This window comes from Pseudomonas sp. GW821-FHT07F01 (assembly GCF_059418825.1).
This window is the reverse complement of sequence record NZ_JBWKQO010000001.1, coordinates 105,172-126,007: the sequence shown is the minus strand read 5'-3', so window position 1 is coordinate 126,007 and position 20,836 is coordinate 105,172. Positions and strand designations below refer to the sequence as shown.

The 20,836-nt window shown below is 65.2% G+C and carries 16 protein-coding genes and 1 pseudogene; 5 read left to right on the top strand and 12 right to left on the bottom strand.

Annotated features, from left to right (window positions below; translation table 11 throughout):
* Window positions 1-106 precede the first annotated feature (106 nt).
* The 4 genes from AC07R1_RS00500 to AC07R1_RS00485 all read right to left on the bottom strand — a co-directional run bounded on the left by AC07R1_RS00500 (window position 107) and on the right by AC07R1_RS00485 (window position 6,545).
* Complete coding sequence (locus tag AC07R1_RS00500; protein WP_065363517.1) at window positions 107-2,455, bottom strand: penicillin-binding protein 1A; 2,349 nt, start codon at window positions 2,453-2,455, stop codon at window positions 107-109.
* A gap of 73 nt (window positions 2,456-2,528) precedes the next feature.
* Window positions 2,529-4,439 carry a penicillin-binding protein 2 gene (mrdA, locus tag AC07R1_RS00495; RefSeq protein WP_072444777.1) on the bottom strand — a complete coding sequence of 637 codons (1,911 nt, stop codon included), beginning with the start codon at window positions 4,437-4,439 and terminating at the stop codon, window positions 2,529-2,531.
* Between the two features lie 23 nt (window positions 4,440-4,462).
* Window positions 4,463-6,088: a peptidoglycan D,D-transpeptidase FtsI family protein gene (locus tag AC07R1_RS00490; protein WP_495109948.1), complete on the bottom strand. Its 1,626-nt coding sequence runs from the start codon at window positions 6,086-6,088 to the stop codon at window positions 4,463-4,465.
* 154 nt (window positions 6,089-6,242) lie between these two features.
* Window positions 6,243-6,545: a peptidoglycan-binding domain-containing protein gene (locus AC07R1_RS00485; protein ID WP_041117152.1), complete on the bottom strand. Its 303-nt coding sequence runs from the start codon at window positions 6,543-6,545 to the stop codon at window positions 6,243-6,245.
* A 194-nt stretch (window positions 6,546-6,739) separates the two neighbouring features.
* Between AC07R1_RS00485 and AC07R1_RS00480 the strand changes: the two genes are divergently transcribed.
* Together AC07R1_RS00480 and AC07R1_RS00475 are read left to right on the top strand one after the other, a co-directional pair.
* Window positions 6,740-7,651 carry a LysR family transcriptional regulator gene (locus AC07R1_RS00480; RefSeq protein ID WP_220224086.1) on the top strand — a complete coding sequence of 304 codons (912 nt, stop codon included), beginning with the start codon at window positions 6,740-6,742 and terminating at the stop codon, window positions 7,649-7,651.
* Window positions 7,652-7,757: 106 nt separating this feature from the next.
* Window positions 7,758-8,114, top strand: coding sequence for a DUF6572 domain-containing protein (locus AC07R1_RS00475; protein ID WP_026020166.1), 357 nt, complete (start codon window positions 7,758-7,760; stop codon window positions 8,112-8,114).
* 23 nt (window positions 8,115-8,137) lie between these two features.
* Here AC07R1_RS00475 and AC07R1_RS00470 read toward each other — a convergent pair whose 3' ends face one another.
* Window positions 8,138-8,320, bottom strand: a complete 183-nt coding sequence (locus tag AC07R1_RS00470; protein WP_440480708.1) for an Imm32 family immunity protein — start codon at window positions 8,318-8,320, stop codon at window positions 8,138-8,140.
* A gap of 9 nt (window positions 8,321-8,329) precedes the next feature.
* Window positions 8,330-9,214, bottom strand: coding sequence for a LysR family transcriptional regulator (locus AC07R1_RS00465; RefSeq protein WP_495109947.1), 885 nt, complete (start codon window positions 9,212-9,214; stop codon window positions 8,330-8,332).
* Window positions 9,215-9,331: 117 nt separating this feature from the next.
* Between AC07R1_RS00465 and AC07R1_RS00460 the strand changes: the two genes are divergently transcribed.
* Window positions 9,332-10,711, top strand: a complete 1,380-nt coding sequence (locus AC07R1_RS00460) for a M20 family metallopeptidase (RefSeq protein ID WP_210713232.1) — start codon at window positions 9,332-9,334, stop codon at window positions 10,709-10,711.
* Window positions 10,712-10,786: 75 nt separating this feature from the next.
* The gene (locus AC07R1_RS00455) at window positions 10,787-12,073 is read left to right on the top strand and encodes an MFS transporter (protein WP_495109946.1); all 1,287 of its coding nucleotides are present in this window, start codon (window positions 10,787-10,789) and stop codon (window positions 12,071-12,073) included.
* Window positions 12,074-12,283: 210 nt separating this feature from the next.
* Here the strand turns inward: AC07R1_RS00455 and AC07R1_RS00450 are convergent, their stop codons facing one another.
* The 6 genes and pseudogenes from AC07R1_RS00450 to AC07R1_RS00425 all read right to left on the bottom strand — a co-directional run bounded on the left by AC07R1_RS00450 (window position 12,284) and on the right by AC07R1_RS00425 (window position 18,525).
* Window positions 12,284-13,009, bottom strand: a complete 726-nt coding sequence (locus tag AC07R1_RS00450; protein ID WP_026020167.1) for a hypothetical protein — start codon at window positions 13,007-13,009, stop codon at window positions 12,284-12,286.
* 142 nt (window positions 13,010-13,151) lie between these two features.
* Window positions 13,152-14,225 carry a 2,3-butanediol dehydrogenase gene (locus tag AC07R1_RS00445; protein WP_011060473.1) on the bottom strand — a complete coding sequence of 358 codons (1,074 nt, stop codon included), beginning with the start codon at window positions 14,223-14,225 and terminating at the stop codon, window positions 13,152-13,154.
* 88 nt (window positions 14,226-14,313) lie between these two features.
* Window positions 14,314-15,426 carry an acetoin dehydrogenase dihydrolipoyllysine-residue acetyltransferase subunit gene (locus AC07R1_RS00440; protein WP_011060472.1) on the bottom strand — a complete coding sequence of 371 codons (1,113 nt, stop codon included), beginning with the start codon at window positions 15,424-15,426 and terminating at the stop codon, window positions 14,314-14,316.
* A complete protein-coding gene (locus AC07R1_RS00435) occupies window positions 15,426-16,439 on the bottom strand; it encodes an alpha-ketoacid dehydrogenase subunit beta (protein ID WP_019094731.1) in 1,014 nt (337 codons plus the stop codon). The genes AC07R1_RS00440 and AC07R1_RS00435 overlap by 1 nt, the downstream gene beginning before the upstream one ends.
* Window positions 16,440-16,469: 30 nt before the next feature.
* Window positions 16,470-17,447 (bottom strand): thiamine pyrophosphate-dependent dehydrogenase E1 component subunit alpha, encoded by a 978-nt coding sequence (locus AC07R1_RS00430; RefSeq protein ID WP_072444785.1) that lies wholly within the window; start codon window positions 17,445-17,447, stop codon window positions 16,470-16,472.
* A 2-nt stretch (window positions 17,448-17,449) separates the two neighbouring features.
* Window positions 17,450-18,525, bottom strand: a pseudogene (locus tag AC07R1_RS00425) (ATP-NAD kinase family protein).
* Between the two features lie 355 nt (window positions 18,526-18,880).
* On the opposite strand from AC07R1_RS00425, the gene AC07R1_RS00420 reads away from it, so the two are divergent.
* A complete protein-coding gene (locus AC07R1_RS00420; protein WP_019094734.1) occupies window positions 18,881-20,749 on the top strand; it encodes a sigma-54-dependent Fis family transcriptional regulator in 1,869 nt (622 codons plus the stop codon).
* Window positions 20,750-20,836: the final 87 nt, after the last annotated feature.

Sequence of the window (20,836 nt, the reverse complement as noted above, 5' to 3'; positions counted from 1 at the left end):
CCGATCATCATCGGGAACGCGCACATCCTATGGCCAACTATCCATTACGCAACGGTTGTTGGAAAATCGCCGGAGCGGTTCTCGCCATCAGGGCCCGGCCCGGTCACTAGAACAGTTCCTGCATCGTGCGCTGCATGTCCGCAGCGCCGTCGACAGCTGCCCCCTCTCCCGCGCCCACCGGCGGCACGTTGTCACTCCTGAACACCTCCATCGCCGTGCCCGGCGCCTGCGCGCTGGCGGCGCTGCCATCTTCCAGGTTGATCCGGCGGGTCACGATGCCATCCGGCTCCGGCTGGGAGTAAGGCGCCGTTCCCTCGAGCGCCGCCGTCATGAAGTCCATCCAGATCGGCAGCGCGATGGTCACGCCCCATTCGCGCCGCCCCAGGCTCTGCGGCTGGTCGAAACCGGCCCAGACGCTGGTGACGTAGTGGCCGTTGTAACCGGTGAACCAGGAGTCCTTGGCCTCGTTGGTGGTGCCGGTCTTGCCCGCGATGTCCGGGCGCTGCATGGCGGCTGCGGCGCGGCCAGTGCCGCGCTTGACCACGTCCTGCAACAGGCTGGTGAGCAGGTAGGTGGTGCGGCTGTCGACTATCTGCTCGGCCACCGCCTCGGGGGCTGGCCGCTGTGCAGTGGGGGCCGAACGCGGGCTGGCCTGGAACACGATCTGGCCCTTGGGGTCTTCAATGCGCTCTATGAAGTACGGGCTGATCTTGTAGCCGCCATTGGCAAAGGCGCTCCAGCCCGCGACCACCTCCATGGGCGTGACCGACGCGGTGCCCAGGGCCAGGGAAAGGTTGTGGGGCAGGTCCTGGGGGTCGAACCCGAAACGGGCGATGTAGTCGATGGTCTTGTCCACCCCCATGGCTTGCAGCAAGCGTATGGAGACCATGTTCCTTGAGCGGTTGAGGGCTTCGCGCAGGCGAATCGGCCCCAGGAAGGTCCGGTTCTCATTCTGCGGGCGCCACACCGGGCCGGAGTAGTCGCCCCCCAGGACGATGGGGGCGTCGTTGACCAGGCTCGCCGGGGTGTAGCCGCTGTCCAGCGCCGCGCAGTAGATGAAGGGCTTGAAGCTCGAACCCGGCTGGCGCCTGGCCTGCAGCACACGGTTGAAGCTGCTTTGTTGAAAATCAAAACCGCCCACCAGCGCCTGGATCGCCCCGTCCTCCGGGGCGATCGACACCAGCGCGCCCTGGGCCCTGGGCACCTGGCTGAAGCTCAGCAGCGGATCGTGCTCGGGGTCGACACGGATCACATCCCCGACCTTGACCACCTCGGCCGGGCGCACCGGCTGGCGCCCCAAGGCGCTGTGGCCCAGATAGGGGCGCGCCCATTTCATGCTGCTCCAGGGCACGGAGTGCTCCTGGCCACGGTCATCCACCACGCTGATGCTTTGCTCGAAAACCTGGGTCACCGCCACCGCCCGCAAGCCGCCATACGCTGGAAAAGCCTTCAGTCGCTCGGGCCACTGGCTGCCGGCCCGGCCTGCGAAATGCCCTTCAGGGCCGCGGTAACCATGGCGCTTGTCATAGACCTTCAAGCCCTTGCGCAGCGCGGAAGTGGCCGACGCCTGCAATGAACCGGGAACCGTGGTCACTACCCGCAGGCCCAGGGTGTAGGCCTCATCGCCAAAACGCCGGAACATTTCCGCCCTGACCATTTCTGCGATGTAGGGAGCATCGATCTCGGGTTCCGGGGCGTGGTAGCTGGCGTCTACCCCTTGCGCCAGGGCTGCTTGATACCTGGCTGTATCGATGCTGCCCAACGCGTGCATGCGCCCCAGAATCCAGTCGCGGCGCTGCTTGGCCCTGGCGGGGTTGTTGATCGGGTTGTAGCGCGATGGCGCCTTGGGCAGCCCGGCAATCATCGCCACCTGAGCCAGGCTCAGCTGCGCCACCGGCTTGCCGTAATAGATTCTGGCGGCTGCCGCGATGCCATAGGCGCGCTTGCCCAGGTAGATCTTGTTGACATACAGGTTGAAGATTTCCTCCTTGCTCAGGCTGCGCTCGATCTGCAGGGCCAGGAGAATTTCGCTGAGCTTGCGTGAAAAGGTCTGCTCGCGGCTCAGGAAGAAGTTCTTCGCCACTTGCATGGTGATGGTGCTGCCGCCGGAGCGAACGTGGCCGCTCTTGAGCAACTCGAACGCCGCCCGCAGCAACCCGGCCGGGTCGACCCCGGGGTGCTGATAGAAGTTGCCGTCCTCGGCGGCCATGAAGGCTGCTCGAAAGTCGGGGGGGATGTCCGCGCTGGCGAGGGGTATGCGCCGCACTTCACCGAACTCGGCAATGAGTTTCCCATCCCGGGTGAAGACCTGCAGGGGCTCTTGCAGATGCACGTCCCTGAGGGCAGCGACATCGGGAAGCCGGGGTTGCAGATACAGGTAGGTGCCGCTTGCGGCCAGCAGCCCCACGCTGACCAGCGCGAGCACACTCCAACCCAGATATTCAATGACTCGCACCCGCTGTTTCCTCGCTTACCGTTTTGAATGTGAACCTGACGGGCCCTGGAGCCCTGGCTGATTTCCTGCGCGCCTAGCTGGCGTTTACCGTCAGGGTGTTTGCGCGCTTGTCGCTGGATACCGGTACGGCGAACTGCGGCTGCAGATGCCCACTGGCATCGAGCAGCCAGGCGTCCATGACTTTCCTCACCACAGGGCCGGCCACCCGGGCCCCGGCCTCGCCGTTCTCGATCATCACCGCCACCACGATGGCCGGCTGTTCAGCCGGGGCGAAGCCGACAAAGAGCGCGTTGTCCCGGTGGCGCTCATGGGTCTTGTTGCGGTTGTAGCGTTCGCCCTGCTTGATCGCCACCACCTGCGCCGTGCCGCTTTTCCCGGCAATGCGGTACTGCGCGCCCCGGGCTGCTGCGCGGCCTACGCCACGGGGGTTGTGCATGACCATCTGCATGCCCTGGATGACCTGATCCCAGGAATGGGCATCCTTGAGCACGATGTTCGGCATGGGCCTGGGGTCGACCGGCGCCTGGCCGCCGACCGCCAGCGCCAGGTGCGGCCGGTGCCAGATCCCCCGATTGGCGATCAGGCTGGTGGCCTGGGCCAGTTGCAGGGGCGTGACCTGCATATAGCCCTGGCCGATGCCCAGAATCAGGGTTTCCCCGGGGAACCAGGGTTGCCGGCGGGTGGCGCGCTTCCATTCAGGGGACGGCATCAATCCCGCTGCCTCTTCGAACATGTCGATCGAAACCTTTTGCCCCAGGCCGAATTCGCTGAGGTAGCTGTGCAGCCTTCTGACCCCCAGCCTGTGGGCCAGGTCATAGAAGTAGGTGTCATTGGAGCGCATGATCGCGTCGTACATGTCCACCCAGCCTTCGCCGCCCCGGTTCCAGTTGCGGTACTTGTGCTTGTAGTTGGGCAGCTCGAAATAACCCCGGTCAAACACCTGGCTGGTGGGGGTGATCACGCCGCTGTCCAGGCCCGCCACCACCACCATGGGCTTGATGGTCGAGCCCGGGGGATAGAGCCCGCGCAACACCCGGTTGAACAGCGGCATGTCATCGGAATCGCGCAAGGCGGCGTAGCCTGGCGCAGAGATGCCCTTGACGAAGGGGTTGGGGTCGAAGCTCGGCCGGCTAACCATTGCCAGCACCTGCCCCGTGGCCGGGTCCAGGGCCACCACCGCGCCCCGCCGGTCCCCCAGCGCTTCCTCGGCGGCACCCTGCAGCCCGGCGTCGAGGGTCAGGACGATGTCCTGCCCGGCAATCGGGTTGTGCCGGCGCAGCACCCGCATCACCCGGCCCTGGGCATTGGTCTCCACTTCTTCAAACCCCATCTGGCCATGCAGGGCGTCTTCGTAGAAACGCTCGATCCCGGTCTTGCCGATCAACTGGCTGCGCAGGTATCGGGCCGGATCGAGGCGCTTGTACTCCTGCTCGTTGATCCGCCCGACATACCCCACCGAGTGGGCAAAATGCTCGCCATGGGGGTACTGCCTGAGAAACTGCGCCTGGACCTCGACACCGGGCAACAGGAACTGATTGACCGCTACCTGCGCGATCTGTTTTTCCGTCAGGTCCAGCATCAGCGTCACGGGCTCGAAGGCTCTTCTTGCGCGGCGCAGTTCCTTCTCGACCCGGCTGCGTTCGGCTTCGGGCAATTGCAGAATCCGCGCCAGATGGCCAAGGACGACACCGACATCCCCGGCGCGTTCACGGGTCAGGGTCAAGTTGAAACTGGCTACGTTATCGGCCAGAACCACGTTATTGCGGTCATAGATAAGCCCCCGTTCTGGCGGGATGAGCCTGATGTGCACGCGGTTCTTTTCCGCAACGGCAACCTGGTACTCATGTTGCGTCACTTGCAGAAAATAAAGCCTGACCACCAGCGCCGCGGTCAGCAGAACCACCAGCACGGCACTTGCCATTATTCGTTTGGTGACGATCGCATCTTCTGTTTGCTGGTGATTGAAGTTACTGATTTGCGGCATGGGCAACTCTTGCTGCATAGGCTTCAAATATCATCGGGAGCCACGTTATTGAGGCGCAGAGTCTGCGACATGATCTTGCTGAACAACGGGGCGGATACCAGCCCGCCAAAAAAACCGTGGTGCCTGGGGTTGTCCACCACGACCACGATCACGAACCTGGGGTTTGCCGCCGGGGCGAAGCCGGCAAACATGGCGCGATAGGAGCTGGCCAGATAGCCCTTGGCACCCTGGCTGGTTTTTTTCGCGGTGCCGCTTTTTCCGCCCACCTGATAGCCAGGCACCTTGGCCCGATAGATGCCCCTGGGGCCTTCAACCACCTGCACCAGCATGTCTTTCACGGTGTTGGCCACGCTGGCCGGCATCACCTGGACGCCCTTGGGCACGGCAGAAACCCGCAGCAGTGAAGCGGGCACCCGGACACCGCCGTTGACCAGGGTGGCGTAAGCCCTGGCCAGCTGTACCGCGGTAACGGACACCCCATAGCCGTAAGCCAGCGTCGCGGTTTCGGTGGGCCGCCACTCCCGGCGCAGGGGCAGCACCCCGGTCTGTTCACCGGGGAACCCTACGCCCGTCTCCTGGCCCAGCCCCACCCGGTGCAGCAGGTCATGAATCCGCGGTGCGCCGATATCGAAGGCCACCTGGCTGATGGCAACGTTGCTCGAACGCACCAGGATGCCGGTCAGGTCCAGGGTTTCGCCCGCGGTCCTGGAAGCATCGCGAATGGTGTATCGGCCGATCTGCAAGGTGCCGGTTGCCACGTGCACCCTGTCCCCCGGCTTCCAGCGCCCACTTTCCAGCGCGGCGGCCACCGAGAACGGCTTCAGGGTTGAAGCCGGCTCGAATACATCAACCACTGCGCGATTGCGCATCATCGACGGCGTCACCCGAGAGCGATTGTTCGGGTTGTAGCTGGGCTGATTGGCCAAGGCCAGGATCTCGCCGGTGCGCACATCCATGATCACCACGCTGCCGGCATCCGCACCATTGCTGGCAATGCCCTCGCGCAGCTCTCGATCGGCCACGTATTGCAGGCGCAGATCCACAGACAGCGCGAGTGCCTGCCCGGGCCTGGCCAGGCGCGAAACCCCCAGGTCCTCGATCAAGTGGCCACGGAGATCCTTGAGCACCAACTGCTTGCCATCGCGCCCGCGCAGCACACTCTCATAAGCCAGTTCGAGCCCTTCGCTACCGCGGTTGTCGATATCGGTAAAGCCGATGACGTGCGCGATGGAGGCGCCCGCCGGATAAAACCTGCGGGACTCTTGCAGCGTATGAACCCCCGTGACCTTGAGTGCCTGCACCGCCTGCATCATCTGTTCCGCCACCTGGGGAGCAACGCGCCGATGCAGGTAGGCAAACTCTTTCTGCCGGTTGCGCAGGATGATCGAGCTCAACCGGCTCTGTGGCACGTCAAGCGCCTGGGCCAGCGCAGCCCAGTGGCCCTGCTCGCCCATCAGCTCCCGGGGGTTGAGCCAGACCGTGGTCACCGGCGTGCTGACGGATAGAGGCTGCCCATGGCGATCGGTGATCAAGCCTCGGTAGGCCGGGATAGCCACAGAGCGCAGGCTTCGGGCATCGCCCTGCTTGATCAGAAACGCCTTGTCGGCGATCTGCAGTTGAATGATCCGGCCGCACACAATTGCGGCCATCACCCCCACCAGAACAACAGCCAGCCTGAATCGCCACGGATAACCAGACGCTGGGCTATGGGTTAAAGCCATAAGAATAAAACCACTTTCCAGCCACTGACCTTTGATAGCGAAACAATTACGTTTCCCTGTACCGGACCTTCAAGCCACACACTTATTCCGATAACCACAAGGGCGGCCTTATATCCAGCCTTTGCAGGATCTGCGAGTTGATACTGCCGGTTAACGGAAGTTCACAGTCCATCTGGAACAGAAAGATGGCTTCTTCGGTTTTCTCCCCCACCACGCCATCTATTGTTCCCTGATAATAATTTCGCGCCGCCAGGGCCTGCTGCAATCTACCCACAACCTCTTCTCCCAAAGGTGAGCCGATGGCGGTTTCAAACAGGCAAGCAGAAGCCGCAAAGGCCCAGGCAAAGAGCACCATGGCCGCAAGATACTTACAGTGGCGCGCCATACTTCAACCTCTGGTTAAAACCTCTTACCCAACAGCCAAGGCTTATGCCCGCCTATAAAAAAACCGAACTAACGGGCACTAACCCAGTATTGGAAACATCAACACCGGCTCTGTAATTCAAGCCGTTGATTGTTTTGGCGGGTCATTTTATGGCTGGTACAATATAGATCAATACTCTATTCAAGCTATCTGATATGAAAACCATTGATATCGAGAACACCGACCTGAACCTGCTCCGGGTTTTTGCCGCCCTGGTCGAAGAAGGCGGTGCCAGCCGCGCGGCTATCCGGCTGGGCGTCACCCAGCCGGCGGTCAGCGCTTCCCTTGCACGTTTGCGAGAGATCTATAGCGACCCGTTGTTTGAGCGCACAGGGCGCGGCCTGCGCCCGACCATGCGCGCAAACGAGTTGTACCCCCTGGTCGAAGAAGCCATCAACCGCTGCAGGCTGGCCCTGGCCATGGCCTCCGACGGCCAGCAAGTGCAGGGCCGCACCCTCACCATCGGGCTCTCCGATGACAGTGAAATCGCCCTGGGGCAGAAGATTCTCTCGGTGGTGGAAGAGCGCCTGCCCGGGCTGCGCATCCTCTTCCGGCAAACCCACAGCGGCGTCGTACAAGACATGCTGATGGGCCACAAGATCGATCTCGCCATCTCCGCCGGAGGCTTGTCCTCGCACTTGATCACCCGCATCAGGCTGGGCCGCGGCAACTACCTGGGCATCGCCGATGCCCACAACACCGTCCCGGTGACCGCGGAGGATTACGCTCAGCGCCCGCACCTGCTGGTGTCGTCCGCAGGTTATGTCGGCATTGTCGATGAAGGCCTGAACAACGTCGGCCTGACCCGCACGATCAAGGCCTCGACCTCGCACTTCGCCGCCGTTCCCTTTCTGCTGGTGGGCTCCAAACTGATCACCACCGTGCCCACCCATGCCGCACGCGCAATGGAACGGATCAGTTCGCTGCAAACCTTCCCCTGCCCCGTGCCCATGCCTTCCTACGAACTTGAGATCGGCATGCGCGTGGGCAGCAAACACGACAACGCGTTGCAGATCGTCAAGTCACTGCTGCTGGATTCGATCAAGGAGCATTTCTTTCTGCAATGAAGGGCGAAGGCTTACGAACGTCTCAGAACGGACACTTGCTACAGCACCGCCACTAACCCCGGGGCACGTAATACAATCCCCGCCCCCGCCGCCTGAAGGATCAGCCATGTCCGTCACCAATCCCAAAGTCATCGATTTCTGGGGGATCTCCAAGGAGGCTCCCAACGACCTGCTACTGGTGATGACCGACCACCTCGAATGGGGCGACAAGGCGGAACAAGGCGAGCACTTGCTCGTGCTGCAAGAGAAAATCAACAGCTACATCGCCTTCATCGAAAGTGGCGAGATCTACACCGAGATCCCCGGCGCCTATGGCAAGTACCCGATCATCCGGGTCATTGGCTTGTATGAATTGCCCGCGCAGGCCGAGTACTTCATGGCCCGCGTGACCGAAACCCTGAATGACGTGGGCATTGGCTTCGAGTTCGAGCTCAGGGTCGACGAGAGGATTCGCAACATGTAAGCCGGGCCGGGCACGGCGCTGCCTCAGGCAGGCTTGATCACAGCCCGGTTGAGGGCAATCACATCCACATGCTGCTGGTGCGAGAAGTGCTCGATCACGTCTTGCAGGTGCACATGTTCCAGGCCATTGGCCGCCATGTCGGCTGAAGCCTTGATCAGGAACTCACCCAGCGCCCTGAGTGTGTCCGGCTCGGCGAGAACGGTCAGCAGCCTCCCTCAGCCCTCTTTCTGCAACCGCGCAATCAAGGTGTCGATAAAGAACGCCAGGCTTTCCGGCAGCACCCGCTTGGGCATGGTCAGCACCTGAATGTCCCGATCGCCCAAGCGCGGGTTGGACAGGGGCACCGATACCAGCCCATCCATCCCCTGCCCTTCGCCGCTGATGGCGCTGGCAAAGGCCACCGTGTCGGACTGGCGCACAAACTCATGCAGGGCCCCGGAGAAGTTGCAGGTCATCACCTGATCGAAGCTCAGGCCGTCCATCTGGCACACCAGGTCCAGCAGTTGCCGCTGGGTGGTGCCCTTGGGCGTCAAGGCCACGGGAAACGCCTGCACCTGCTCCAGTGACAGCACCCCGGCGCTGGCCAGCGGATGCCCCACGCGCATCAGGGCGCGAATCGGCGAGCGGATCGAATAGCACACGTTGACTCCCTCCACCGGCTCGGTGCTGAAAGTCAGCCCCACGTCCGCCTCGCCTCGGCGAATGCGCTGCACGCACTCGTGGGGCGAGATCACGTCCAGGCGGTACTCGGCTCCGGGCCGCAGGCGGTAATGCTCCAGCAGCACCCGCGGCAGGAAATACCGCGACAGGCCCTCGGTGGATACCAGGCGGATTACCTTGGCCCCCGGGTAACCCTCGCCCCGCAGTTCGGCGAGGATGTTCTCCTGTTCCAGCCAGGTACGCCGGGCGTGTTCGGCCAGGGCTTCGCCAGCGGCGGTGAGTTGCATGCCCCGCGGGCGCCGCTCGAACAGCGCCACGCCAACGCTCTCTTCCAGCAGGGCGATCTGCCGGCTCACCGCGCTGGGGGCGATGTGCAAACGCTCCCCGGCCGCCGCCAGGGAGCCGGCATCGATCACCGCCAGAAAATACCGATAGTCCATCTGCATCCCCTTGCCAGGCATCCAATTTTTAGAATCATGCCTTCAAAAAACAGCAATATACAGATGCCTTTGCCAACTCCACCATGGGCCCGTTCCCCTTGCCCGACCGGAGTTGCAATGACCAAGCAAGCTGCCCTCGCCGGCGTTCGCCAGTACCTGGACGACGGCCACTTTGAACAGGACCTGCGACGCCGGGTGGCGTTTCGCAGTGACAGCCAGGACCCGGCCCACGCCAGCGAGTTGCCGCGCTACCTGCTGGAGGAAATCCAGCCGCTGCTGCAGCGCCTGGGCTTCGACTGCCACATGCTGGCCAACCCCGAGGCCGGCGGGCCGTTCCTGATTGCCACGCGCCTGGAAGACCCGGCCCTGCACACGGTGCTCAGCTACGGCCACGGCGACGTGGTGCCGGGTTACGCCGAACAGTGGCGCGCGGGCCTGAATCCCTGGCAACTGACCCTGGAGGGCGAACGCTGGTACGGCCGTGGCACCGCCGACAACAAGGGCCAGCACAGCATCAACCTGACCGCCCTGGAGCAAGTGCTCAAGGCCCGCGACGGGCGCCTGGGTTTCAACCTCAAGCTGCTGTTCGAGATGGGCGAGGAAGCCGGTTCCCCGGGGTTGCGCCAGCTGTGCCAGGAGCAGCGAGAGTTGCTGCGGGCCGATGTGTTTATCGCCTCGGACGGCCCACGGCTGAATCAGGCCCGGCCGACGCTGTTCCTTGGCTCCCGCGGTTCAGCGCAGTTCCGCCTGGAGGTAAACACCCGGGACAAGGGCCTGCACTCGGGCAACTGGGGCGGGGTGATGAGCAACCCCGGCGTGGTACTGGCCAACGCCCTGGCCAGCCTGGTGGACCAGAACGGCCGCATCCGCTGCCGCGAACTGCTGCCGGCGAACATTCCCGACAACGTGCGCGCCGCCATCGCCGACCTGGAGATTGACCGCGACTCCCTGGGCCGCCCGCTGGACGAACACTGGGGCGAACCGGGGCTGACCCTGGGCGAGCGCCTGTTTGCCTGGAACACCCTGGAAATCCTCGCTTTCAGCACCGGCAATCCGCAAAAGCCGGTGAACGCGATTCCACCCCGGGCCGTGGCCTACTGCCAATTGCGCTTTGTCCTCGGCACGCCCTGGCAGCAGCTGGAAAGCCTGCTGCGTGCGCACCTGGACCGCGAAGGTTTCAGCCAGGTGGAGGTCATCATGGAGCGCTGTTCCCCGGCCACCCGCCTGGACCCGGACAACCCCTGGGTCCGCTTCGCCAAAGCCTCCATCGGCAACAGCAGTTCACAACGCCTGGCCCTGCTGCCGAACCTGGCGGGCACCCTGCCCAACGACATCTTCGCCGACGTGCTGGGGCTGCCGACCCTGTGGATTCCCCACTCCTACCCCGGCTGCTCGCAGCACGCCCCGGACGAACACCTGCTGCTGCCGGTGATTCGCGAGGGCCTGGAGATCATGACGGCCCTGTTCTGGGACCTGGGGGACCTGCCCCGGGCCTGAGGCCGTCGCTTACCCCGCCCGACGCCGCTCGGGCACCTGTCGCTCAAAATCCAACAATAAGCAGGAGCGTCCTTCATGACCGAGTTAACCGCCACCTCGACCGCGATCCGGGTCGAACCCAAAGCTTTATGGAAACCCATCGGCGCCGCCTTGATCGGCAACACCCTGGAGTGGTTCGACCTGTCGATCTACGCCTACTTCGCCCTGACCATCAGCCAGGTGTTCTTTCCCACGGCCGACCCGACCTTCTCCCTGCTGCTGGCCTTCGCCACCTTCGGCATCTCGTTCCTGCTCCGCCCCCTGGGCGCGGCGGTACTGGGCTCCTACGCCGACCGCCGGGGCCGCAAGAAGGCCCTGACCCTGTCGATCCTGATCATGCTGACGGGCACCCTGCTGATCGCCATCATGCCCAGCTACGCCACCCTGGGCCTCGCCGCGCCGATCGGCATCCTCCTGGCCCGGCTGCTGCAAGGCTTCTCCGCCGGTGGCGAGTTCGGCACCTCCACCGCCTTCATGCTGGAACACGCGCCGCCGCGCACCCGGCACTTTGTCGCCAGCCTGCAATTCGCCAGCCAGGGCTTTGGCGTGGTCATCGCCTCGACCTTCGGCTACTTCCTGACCAAGCACCTCGATGCACAGCAGATGCTCGACTGGGGCTGGCGCGTGCCGTTCTTCTTCGGCCTGCTGCTGGGCCCGGTGGGCCTGTACATCCGCCGTACGGTGGACGAGTCGCCGGACTTCAAGGCCAGCGAACCGGGGGAACGCCCTTTGCGCGAAGTGCTGGTGACCCAGAAGACCCTGCTGCTGATCGCCATGGGCACCCTGGTGGTGTCGACCGCCTCGAACTACATGATCCAGTACATGCCCTCCTACGCCGCCACCCGCCTGGACATCGCCCAGTCCTCGGGCTTTTTGGCGACCCTTACCGGCGGCCTGATCCTGACCATCATCACGCCCATCGTCGGCTACCTGTCCGGCCATATCGGTCGCCTGAAAATCATGCTGGCAGCGGCGGTGGTCTATGCCGTGGCGATCCTGCCGGCGTTCTTCTGGCTCAACAGCCGCCCCAGTGCCAGTTCGCTGCTGCTGGTGGTGGCGCTGATGGCCCTGATCAAGGCGGTGTACTTCGCCCCGCTGCCGTCGCTGATGGCGGACATCTTCCCGGTGCGCACCCGGGTCACCGGCATGTCCCTGAGCTACAACCTGGGGGTCACGATCTTCGGCGGTTTTGCCCCGGTGATCGCTACCGGATTGATTGCCCTGACCGGCTCACAGCTGGCACCGAGTTTCTACCTGATGCTGGCGGCAGCGTTGAGCGTCGTAGCTCTGTTGATGGCGCGCAAAAAACTCGGAATGACCTGAGAGAGGGCCAAGCCAAACGCCGTGTAGGAGCCGGCTGCCGGCGAACAGATCGTTGGGCCTTGCAGCGTCTGGACGGGCGTCTTCGCTGGCAAGCCAGCTCCTACAGCAGGCAGATAGTCCGTGCCGTTCCCCGTAGGAGCCGGCTTGCCGGCGAAACGGCCCTTGGGCCTTGCAGCGCCTGGACGGGCGCCTTCGCTGGCAAGCCAGCTCCTACTGCACCGGCAAGAAATTCATCAGCAGCAGGCTCTGCGCGTAATTGAACCCCACCCGCCGGTAGCGCTCATCGAGAATCTGCGTGAGCAAATCCAGGCGCGCGACGATCTTGCCGAACTCCACGGCAAAACTCAGGTTGCTGCCCTCCTCGGAAATCTCGTTGGAGAACAGCAACAGCACCCCATTGGCATCCTGGCGCTGGCTCAGCAGCCAGGTGGCCTTCTCGATATTGCGCGCGGCGTTGCTGATGAACTGCGGGTCGATGGTATCGGTCATGTAGAACTCGGTGCGCCCGCCATGGGCGGTCACCAGCATGCTGCCAATGGCATAGATGAACGCCCCCACCCGATCGCCCTGGAACTCCGGGCTCAGGGAATAGCTCAGGGCCGCCAGGTCGCGACGATCCCCCAGGGCCGGCAGCGGCTGGCGCTTTTCGATGGCATTGCGGATCTCGCGCTGGGCCGTGGTGCCATCGGGGAAACCCGACTTGCGCCACTGGCTGGGGTTGCGCAGGTAGAGCTTGCCCATCAGCAGGTACAGGCTCTGCAGGTTGTCGCGCATGCCGATGGTGGCCATGCGATCGACGCTGGTCTGGAAGAATTCGTCAGGCTTGCCTTCACGAAACTGTTTGGCAAAATCGCGCCCTTGCTGTTGGGTACAGGCCGTGGCGCCAAGCATCAGCAGCGCCACCAGGAACAGGCGCTGAAAGCGGGTTTGCATCATGCAAGAAGAGGGAGCGTAGGCCATCGGCACCGGGTCGGAATTCACGGGCTGCGGCGGGGATCGGCGCGGCCAGGCCAGGTGATAGAACGCAAAACTGTAAAAAAGTGCGATGGCCGCGGCCGGCCATCGCCAAATCGCTCGCTTACGAGCGTCGCAACTGACCGGGGGACACGATGATCTTGACGTTGTGTTCCTTGTTGTTGACCAGTTCCTCGAAGCCCTGGCCGACAATCTCTTCCAGCTGGATGCGCCCGGTCACCAGGGGCGAAATATCCAGCCGGCCATCGGCGATAAAGGCGATCACATCGGCGAACTCACCGTTGTAGGCCAGGGCCCCCAGCACCGTTTTCTCGGTGGCCACCAGCTCGAAGAAGTTGAACTCGCTGGGCTCTTCGAATATCCCCACCAGCACGCACTTGCCGGCCTTGCGGATCAGGTCGATGGCCAGCTTGGCGGTGTGCTTGTTGCCTATGCACTCAAAGCTGACATCGGCCCCCAGCCCGCCGGTCAGGCGCTTGACCTCGGCCAGGGCATCGCACTCCTTGGGGTCGAGCACGTGGGTCGCGCCCACCTCCAGGGCCTTGGCCTTGCGCGCGCCGGACATTTCCAGGGCGATCACCTGGGCCGCGCCGGCGGCCTTGGCGCACATGATGGTGCACAGGCCGATGGTGCCGGCGCCGACCACCACCACGTTCTGCCCCAACAAACTGCCGGCTTTTTTCACCGCGTGCATGCCCACCGCCAGCGGCTCGATCAGCGCTCCGGCCTCGGCGGGAAAGTTGGCCGGCAAGGCGTACAGCAGGTTGGCCGGCACGTTGACCAATTCGGCGAAGGCGCCGTTGTTCATCAGCCCGGTAAAGGCCAGGTTTTCGCAGATGTTGTACAGGCCGTGGGTGCAGTAGTAGCAGGTGCCGCAGTGCTGGCAGGCGTCGGCGGCCACCGGCTGGCCAACGCTGAAACCCTGGACCCCTTCGCCCAGGGCGACGATTTCGCCGCAGAACTCGTGGCCGAGGATGCACTGGCCCTTGATCCCGGTCAGCGGGTGCGGTGCGTCCACCGGAATGAACACCGGCCCGGCCACGTATTCGTGCAGGTCGGAGCCGCAGATGCCGCACCAGTCAACGCGGATCTGCACCCAGCCGGCAGGCGGCGCGTCGGGCAGCGGTACGTCTTCGACGCGGATATCGTGGCGGCCGTGCCAGACCGCGGCACGCATGCTGGAAACAGGCTTGAGGGAAACACTCATCTTGGCTTCTCCTTATTCTTGTAGAGCTGCGACGGCCCCCTGGCCGCCGCAGAACACCTCAGTGCTGCTGGATAAAGTCGAGGATCAGGCGGTTGACCTGCTCCGCCGCTTCCATCTGCAGCATGTGCCCCTGCCCCGGCAGCACCTCGATCTGCGCCTTGAGATCGGCGCTGTGGCTCACCGGAATGATCCGGTCGTCGCTGCCCCAGATCACCAGCACCGGCTGCGGGCCGTCCTGCACCACCGGGCGCAGGTCGGCGTGCTGGCGGCCGTCGGCAAACAGGTTGCCGGCCAACTGCCCGAGGGCCGCCTGCACCCCTTCCAGGCGCTTGTACTTGAGCATGTCGTCGAGCATCTGCCGGTTCACCAGCTCGGCGTTGGAGAACAGCTGCACCAGCTGCGGCTTCAGCGCATTGCGGTTGCTGGCCTCGACAAAACCTTGCAGGTAGTCGCCGTTGATCTCGCGGCCCAGCCCGGCGCTGCCGATCAGGGTCAGGGTGCGCACGCGGTCCGGCGCCAGCCGCGCGGTGTTGAGGGACACCGCGCCGCCCATGGAGTGGCCCACCAGATGGGCCACGGGAATCTCCAGGTGATCCAGCAGCGCCAGCAGCACCTGGCTCAACTCGTCCAGGTCGCCCCGTTGCAGGGCCTTGGCCGATTCGCCGTGGCCCGGCAGGTCGAGGGCGATCACCCGGCGCCCGGCGGCCAGGGCTTCGTGGTTGAACAGCCAGTTGTTGAGGTCGCCGCCAAAGCCGTGCACCAGCAGCAGCGGCGTACCGCCTTCACCGCGCTCGAAATAGCGGATCAGGCGGCCGCCCAGTTCGACCTTCTGCGGCGCCGGGCCGCTATCTTCATCGGCGCTGTCGCCGGGCACGAAGCTGGCCTGGAACTGCTCGATCACCGCGTCGATCTCGGCGTCACTGGCCTCGCCATCGACCACGATGCCCAGCAGCGCGCCCACCGCCAGGGTCTCGTCCTGGCGGGCGATCTGCCGACGCAGGATGCCGGAGAACGGCGCCTCGACGCTGCTGGAGATCTTGTCGGTCTCCACGTCCAGCACTTCATCGCCCTTGCTGATGCTCTGGCCTTCTTCCTTGAGCCAGGCATCGACCCGGCCCTCGGTCATCGACAGGCCCCACTTGGGCATGGTCAGGGTATGGATCTGGCTCATCAGCGGCTCCACTCGATCACAGTGAGCACGGCTTTCTCGATCTTCGCCGCGTCGGGGATGTACAGGTCTTCCAGGGCGTCGGAGAACGGCACTGGGGTGTGGGGCGCGGTGACCATTTCAATCGGCGCCTTGAGGGAGGCGAAGGCTTTCTGCGCCACCAGGGCCGAGATGTCGGTGGCCATGGAGCAGCGTGGGTTGGCTTCGTCGATCACCACCAGGCGCCCGGTCTTCTCCACGCTTTCCAGGATGCTGTCTTCATCCAGCGGGCTGGTGGTGCGCAGGTCGATCACCTCGCAGTCGACGCCGCGCCCGGCCAAGCTGCGGGCCGCATCCAGGGCGGTGTTCACCGTGCGCCCGTAGGACACCAGGGTCACGTCCTTGCCGTCGCGCAGGAAGTTGGCCTCGCCGAAGGGAATCGCGTAGGACTCCTCCGGCACTTCGCCCTGCAGGCTGTAGAGCAGCTTGTGCTCGCAGAAGATCACCGGGTCGTTATCGCGGATGGCCTGGATCAGCAGGCCCTTGGCGTCGTAGGGCGACGAGGGGCAGACCACTTTCAGCCCGGGGATGTGGGTCCACAGCGAGGTCAGCATTTGCGAGTGCTGGGCCGCGGCGCGCAGGCCGGCGCCGACCATGGTGCGGATCACCAGCGGGGTCTGGGCCTTGCCGCCGAACATGTAGCGAAACTTCGCCGCCTGATTGAGGATCTGGTCCAGGCAGCAGCCGGCGAAGTCGACGAACATCAGCTCGCACACCGGGCGCACGCCACGGGTGGCGGCGCCGACCGCGGCGCCGACGTAGCCGATCTCCGACAGCGGGGTGTCCAGCACCCGCCCGGGGAATTGATGGTAGAGGCCCTTGGTCACCCCGAGCACGCCGCCCCAGGCGTCGTTGTCGCCGGGGGCGCCGGCGCCGCCCGCCACGTCTTCACCCATGATGAACACGCTGGGGTCGCGCCGCATTTCCTGGGCCAGGGCTTCGTTGATGGCCTGCTGGTAACTGATTTTTCTCGCCATGATGGTGGTCTCTTGTTGTTCTGTGGGGCGTTATGGATAAGCGACGTACACGTCGCTGAGCAGGTCGGCGGGGCTCGGCTTGGGGTCGGACTTGGCCTTGCGCACCGCGTCTTCGATCAGCGCTTCCACGTCGGCATCGATCTGGTCCAGCTGGCTGGCCTGCACCAGGCCCGAACGGGTGGTGCGCTCGCGGAACTGCATCAGGCAGTCGTTGTGCTCGCGGTAATGCTTGACCTCGTCGGGGGCGCGGTAGGTCTGGGCGTCGCCCTCGAAGTGGCCGTAGTAGCGGGTCAGCTTGACCTCGATCAGCGACGGCCCCTCCCCGGCCCGGGCCCGCTCCACGGCGGCGCCGGCAGCTTCGTGCACGGCGAAGAAATCAAAACCGTCCACCGTCACTCCGGGCATGCCGAAACCGGCGGCGCGGTCGGCGATGTGGTCGCACGCCACCGACCAGTTGGAGGCCGTGGCTTCGGCGTAGCCGTTGTTCTCGGCGATGAACAGGCACGGCAGGTTCCACACCGAGGCCATGTTCATGGCCTCGAACACCGCGCCTTCGTTGGAGCCGCCGTCGCCGAAGAACACCACCGACACGCCGTCGGTGCCTTGCAGCCGGGCGGCCAGGGCCGCGCCCACCACCAGCGGCGCGCCGGCACCGACGATGCCGTTGGCGCCGAGCATGCCCTTCTCGAAATCGGCGATGTGCATGGAGCCGCCCTTGCCCTGGCAGACCCCGGTCTTCTTGCCGTAGATCTCCGCCATCATCCCGTAGACGTCCACGCCCTTGGCGATGCAATGGCCGTGGCCGCGGTGGTTGGAGGCGATGCAGTCGTCGTCGCGCAGGTGGGCCATGACCCCGGCGGCCGAGGCTTCTTCCCCGGCGTAGAGGTGGACGAAACCGGGGATCTCGCCGGTGGCGAATTCCACGTGCAGGCGTTCTTCGAATGCGCGGATGGTGCGCATCACCCGGTAGGCGTGGAGCAACTGGTCAGTGGTCAGGGATGTCGACATTTTTATTCTCCAGGGTGTCTTCGGACTGAAGGTTCACGGGGTGTTGCCGGTGATCGCGGTCGATGGCCAGCAGGCGCTGGCGCGCCGCGTGTTCCAGGACCGCGTTGACGTCGATGCTCAGCGGGCCGCCGGCATCCAGGGTGACCGTGGGCCGGTCGTGGGGGTTGAATTCGATCTCGCGCTCGCCATCCAGGGCCAGGGTGCCGGCGTTCAGGCACAGGGGCTGGGGCACATCGGGTTGCAGGTAGCCGGCCTCCAGCACCCCGCAGCCCTGCAGCAGGCCGGGGGCCAGGGGCACCAGCAGCGCCTCGGGGGATTGCGGGTCCAGGCGCATCCAGGCGCCGTGGGGTTCCTGGCGGGTGACCGGCAGCCACAGCCCGCAGAGCGCGGAAATGCCGATGGACTGCGGTTCGGCGAAGGTCACGAATACCTGGGCCAGATCGCTGGCGCGGCTGATGGCCCGGGCACCGACAAAGGCCAGGGGCGACACCGCCACATCCACCAGGGCCACTTCGCATAGGCCCCGGGACGGCTCGCGCACCAGCAGGCGCTTGTTGCGCCGCAGGGCGATCTCGGCGGGCACCCGGCCGCTGGCGTAGAGCCCGCCGGCCAACCCGGCGCTGGTGGCTTCGCGCAGCTCCGGAAAGGCGTTGTTGGTGCCGGTGGACAGGGTCAGCAGCGGAATGTCGCCGACCTCGGCGGCCACCGCCTTGTGGGTGCCGTCGCCACCGAGCACGGCGATCAGCGACACCCCGCGCTCGGCCATCCAGCGCGCTGCCTGGCGGGTGTCCTCGACGCTCTGGCGCAGGGTCAGGTCGAGAAACTCCAGGGCCGGCCAGTGCTGCTCCCGGGCCTGGCGGCTGCGGCTGTTTTTCTGCACCGCGGCGGCGATGCCGGTCATGTCAGTGGGCATCAGCACCTGGGTGATGCCGGTGGCGCCAAAGGCCGCCAGCAGACGCTGGATCACCGAGACCTTGTCGGTGCTGGAGAACAACCCGGCATTGGCGGTGAGGCGGCGCACATCACGGCCCGAAGCCGGGTTGGCGATGATGCCGACAGTGAGGGGGCGGCGGCTCATGGGCTCACCGCGGGCGGAGCACAGGCAGGAGAAAACATCGGGCACCTCGTTCTTATTCTTCGATGGGCCAGTCGGCGCGGGTTGCCAAGGGCTGGTTGCCAAGAGCCAGAGCAAGGCCGGTGCCAGTTATGGAAAAACCGCTGCAAAGGCCCGTGGCAGAGCGGCTGTTGCACTCGCCTGCAGGTGTCGGGAAGCCCTGCGCCTGAGACGTTGCATGTCAGGCTGCACGGGGCCTTGGCGAGACCCTGAGACGTTGCGTCTCAGCGCCCCCACGGCGCCGCCCGGTGCTTGTCGGGAGCCGCGGATCGGCGCTTAATGCGCCCACAACGATAAGAAGCTGCAACCGGAGGCCTTCATGCTTTCCGCACATTCAAAAGCCCATGTGGACTGCGTCAGCCGGGTCCTGAAAAACGCCGATCACCTGCCCCAGGCGCCGGTGCCGAGCCTGATCCTCGATTCCTGGCGCCGCTCCATGGAGCAGCACCAACTGGACCCCGGCTCGCTGCAGGGGCCGCGCATCCTGTCCGAAAACGTGCTCAAGGAATGCCGCGAGCGTTCCGAGCTGTTCCTGCGCATCGCCAGCGAAGAAGTGGCCCGCCTGCATGGCCGGGTGCGCGACGCCGACTACTGCGTGCTGCTCACCGACGCCCAGGGCCAGACCATCGACTACCGGGTGGAATCCACCCTGCGCAACGACTGCCGCAAGGCCGGGCTGTACCTGGGCACCTGCTGGTCGGAGGGTGAAGAAGGCACCTGCGGCGTGGCGGCGGTGCTCACCGCGCGCACGCCGATCACCGTGCACAAGCGCGACCATTTTCGCGCCGCGTTCATCGGCCTGACCTGTTCCGCCGCCCCGGTGTTCGACCCCCAGGGCGAGTTGCTGGGGGTGCTGGATGTGTCGGCGGTGCGTTCCCCGGACGACCGCCGTTCCCAGCACCTGATCCGGCAGATGGTGGTGCAGAGCGCGCGGGAGATCGAACAGGCATTCTTCATGAACAGCGCCCAGGGCTACTGGGTGCTGCGGGCCCATGCCAGCCCCGGCTATGTCGACAGCCAGCCGGATTACCTGCTGGCCTGGGACGACGACGGTTGCCTGCGCGCGCTCAACCCGGCGGCGCGCCATTACCTGCTGCGCCGCTATGGCCGCTTGCCGCAGCACATCGCCCAGGTGTTCGACCCGCAGCTGTTGCAGCGCGCCCGCGACGAAGCCCTGTGCCCCCTTTCCGATAACCTCCACGGCCGCCTGCAAGCCCCAAGGCGCCCGGCACAGCGCCCGCGCCTGAGCCTGGCCGGAGAACCGCTGGACCCGCGGGTGGAACAGAGCCTGCGCCTGGCGGTGCGGGTCAAGGACCGCCACCTGCCGGTGCTGATCCAGGGCGAGACCGGTTCCGGCAAGGAAGTCTTCGCCCGCCAGCTGCACCAGGCCAGCCAGCGTCGGGACCGGCCCTTTGTCGCGGTGAACTGCGCGGCGATTCCCGAGAACCTGATCGAAAGCGAACTGTTCGGCTACGTCGCCGGGGCCTTTACCGGCGCTTCGAACAAGGGCATGCAGGGCCTGCTGCAACAGGCCGATGGCGGCACCCTGTTCCTCGATGAGATCGGCGACATGCCCCTGGCCTTGCAGACCCGCCTGCTGCGGGTGCTGGCCGAGGGTGAAGTGGCGCCGCTGGGGGCCGCGCAGCGCAAGGCGGTGGATATCCAGGTGATCTGCGCCACCCACCGCGATCTGGAGGCGCTGGTGGCCGAAGGCAGCTTTCGCGAGGACCTGTATTTCCGCCTGGGGGGGGCGCGTTTTCAGTTGCCACCGCTGCGCGAGCGCAGCGACCGGCTGGCGCTGATCACCCGGATTGTCGAAGAGGAATCCAAGCGCTGCGGTGCGCCGGTGCAACTGGGCAATGCGGCGCTGGAATGCCTGTTGGGCTACCGCTGGCCGGGCAACGTGCGGCAATTGCGCCATGTGCTGCGCTATGCCTGCGCGGTGTGCGAAGGGCCGCTGATCCAACTGCATGACTTGCCCGAACAACTGCGCGGCGCCGAGGCCGAAGGCGCCCTGCCCGCCCTGGAAACCGCCACCAGCCCCGAGCGCCAGGCCCTGCTGGACGCCCTGGTGCGCCACCGCTGGAAACCCGTGGCGGCAGCCAAGGCCCTGGGCATTTCCCGCGCCACCCTGTACCGCCGCGTGCAGCAGCACGGCATCCAGATGCCCGGCCGCAGCCCGGCCTAACCCACACCGACCGTAGGCGCCGGCTTGCCGGCGAATGGGCCCTCGGATCAGGCGGTGATCTTGCGGGCGCCTTCGCTGGCAAGCCAG

Excerpts from the sequence above, each read along its gene's own strand:
- mrdA (WP_072444777.1), bottom strand. The coding sequence starts at position 4,439 with ATGCCGCAAATCAGTAACTTCAATCACCAGCAAACAGAAGATGCGATC.
- AC07R1_RS00490 (WP_495109948.1), bottom strand. The coding sequence starts at position 6,088 with ATGGCCGCAATTGTGTGCGGCCGGATCATTCAACTGCAGATCGCCGAC.
- AC07R1_RS00485 (WP_041117152.1), bottom strand. The coding sequence starts at position 6,545 with ATGGCGCGCCACTGTAAGTATCTTGCGGCCATGGTGCTCTTTGCCTGG.
- AC07R1_RS00480 (WP_220224086.1), top strand. The coding sequence starts at position 6,740 with ATGAAAACCATTGATATCGAGAACACCGACCTGAACCTGCTCCGGGTT.
- AC07R1_RS00475 (WP_026020166.1), top strand. The coding sequence starts at position 7,758 with ATGTCCGTCACCAATCCCAAAGTCATCGATTTCTGGGGGATCTCCAAG.
- AC07R1_RS00465 (WP_495109947.1), bottom strand. The coding sequence starts at position 9,214 with ATGGACTATCGGTATTTTCTGGCGGTGATCGATGCCGGCTCCCTGGCG.
- AC07R1_RS00460 (WP_210713232.1), top strand. The coding sequence starts at position 9,332 with ATGACCAAGCAAGCTGCCCTCGCCGGCGTTCGCCAGTACCTGGACGAC.
- AC07R1_RS00455 (WP_495109946.1), top strand. The coding sequence starts at position 10,787 with ATGACCGAGTTAACCGCCACCTCGACCGCGATCCGGGTCGAACCCAAA.
- AC07R1_RS00450 (WP_026020167.1), bottom strand. The coding sequence starts at position 13,009 with ATGATGCAAACCCGCTTTCAGCGCCTGTTCCTGGTGGCGCTGCTGATG.
- AC07R1_RS00445 (WP_011060473.1), bottom strand. The coding sequence starts at position 14,225 with ATGCGTGCCGCGGTCTGGCACGGCCGCCACGATATCCGCGTCGAAGAC.
- AC07R1_RS00440 (WP_011060472.1), bottom strand. The coding sequence starts at position 15,426 with ATGAGCCAGATCCATACCCTGACCATGCCCAAGTGGGGCCTGTCGATG.
- AC07R1_RS00435 (WP_019094731.1), bottom strand. The coding sequence starts at position 16,439 with ATGGCGAGAAAAATCAGTTACCAGCAGGCCATCAACGAAGCCCTGGCC.
- AC07R1_RS00430 (WP_072444785.1), bottom strand. The coding sequence starts at position 17,447 with ATGTCGACATCCCTGACCACTGACCAGTTGCTCCACGCCTACCGGGTG.
- AC07R1_RS00420 (WP_019094734.1), top strand. The coding sequence starts at position 18,881 with ATGCTTTCCGCACATTCAAAAGCCCATGTGGACTGCGTCAGCCGGGTC.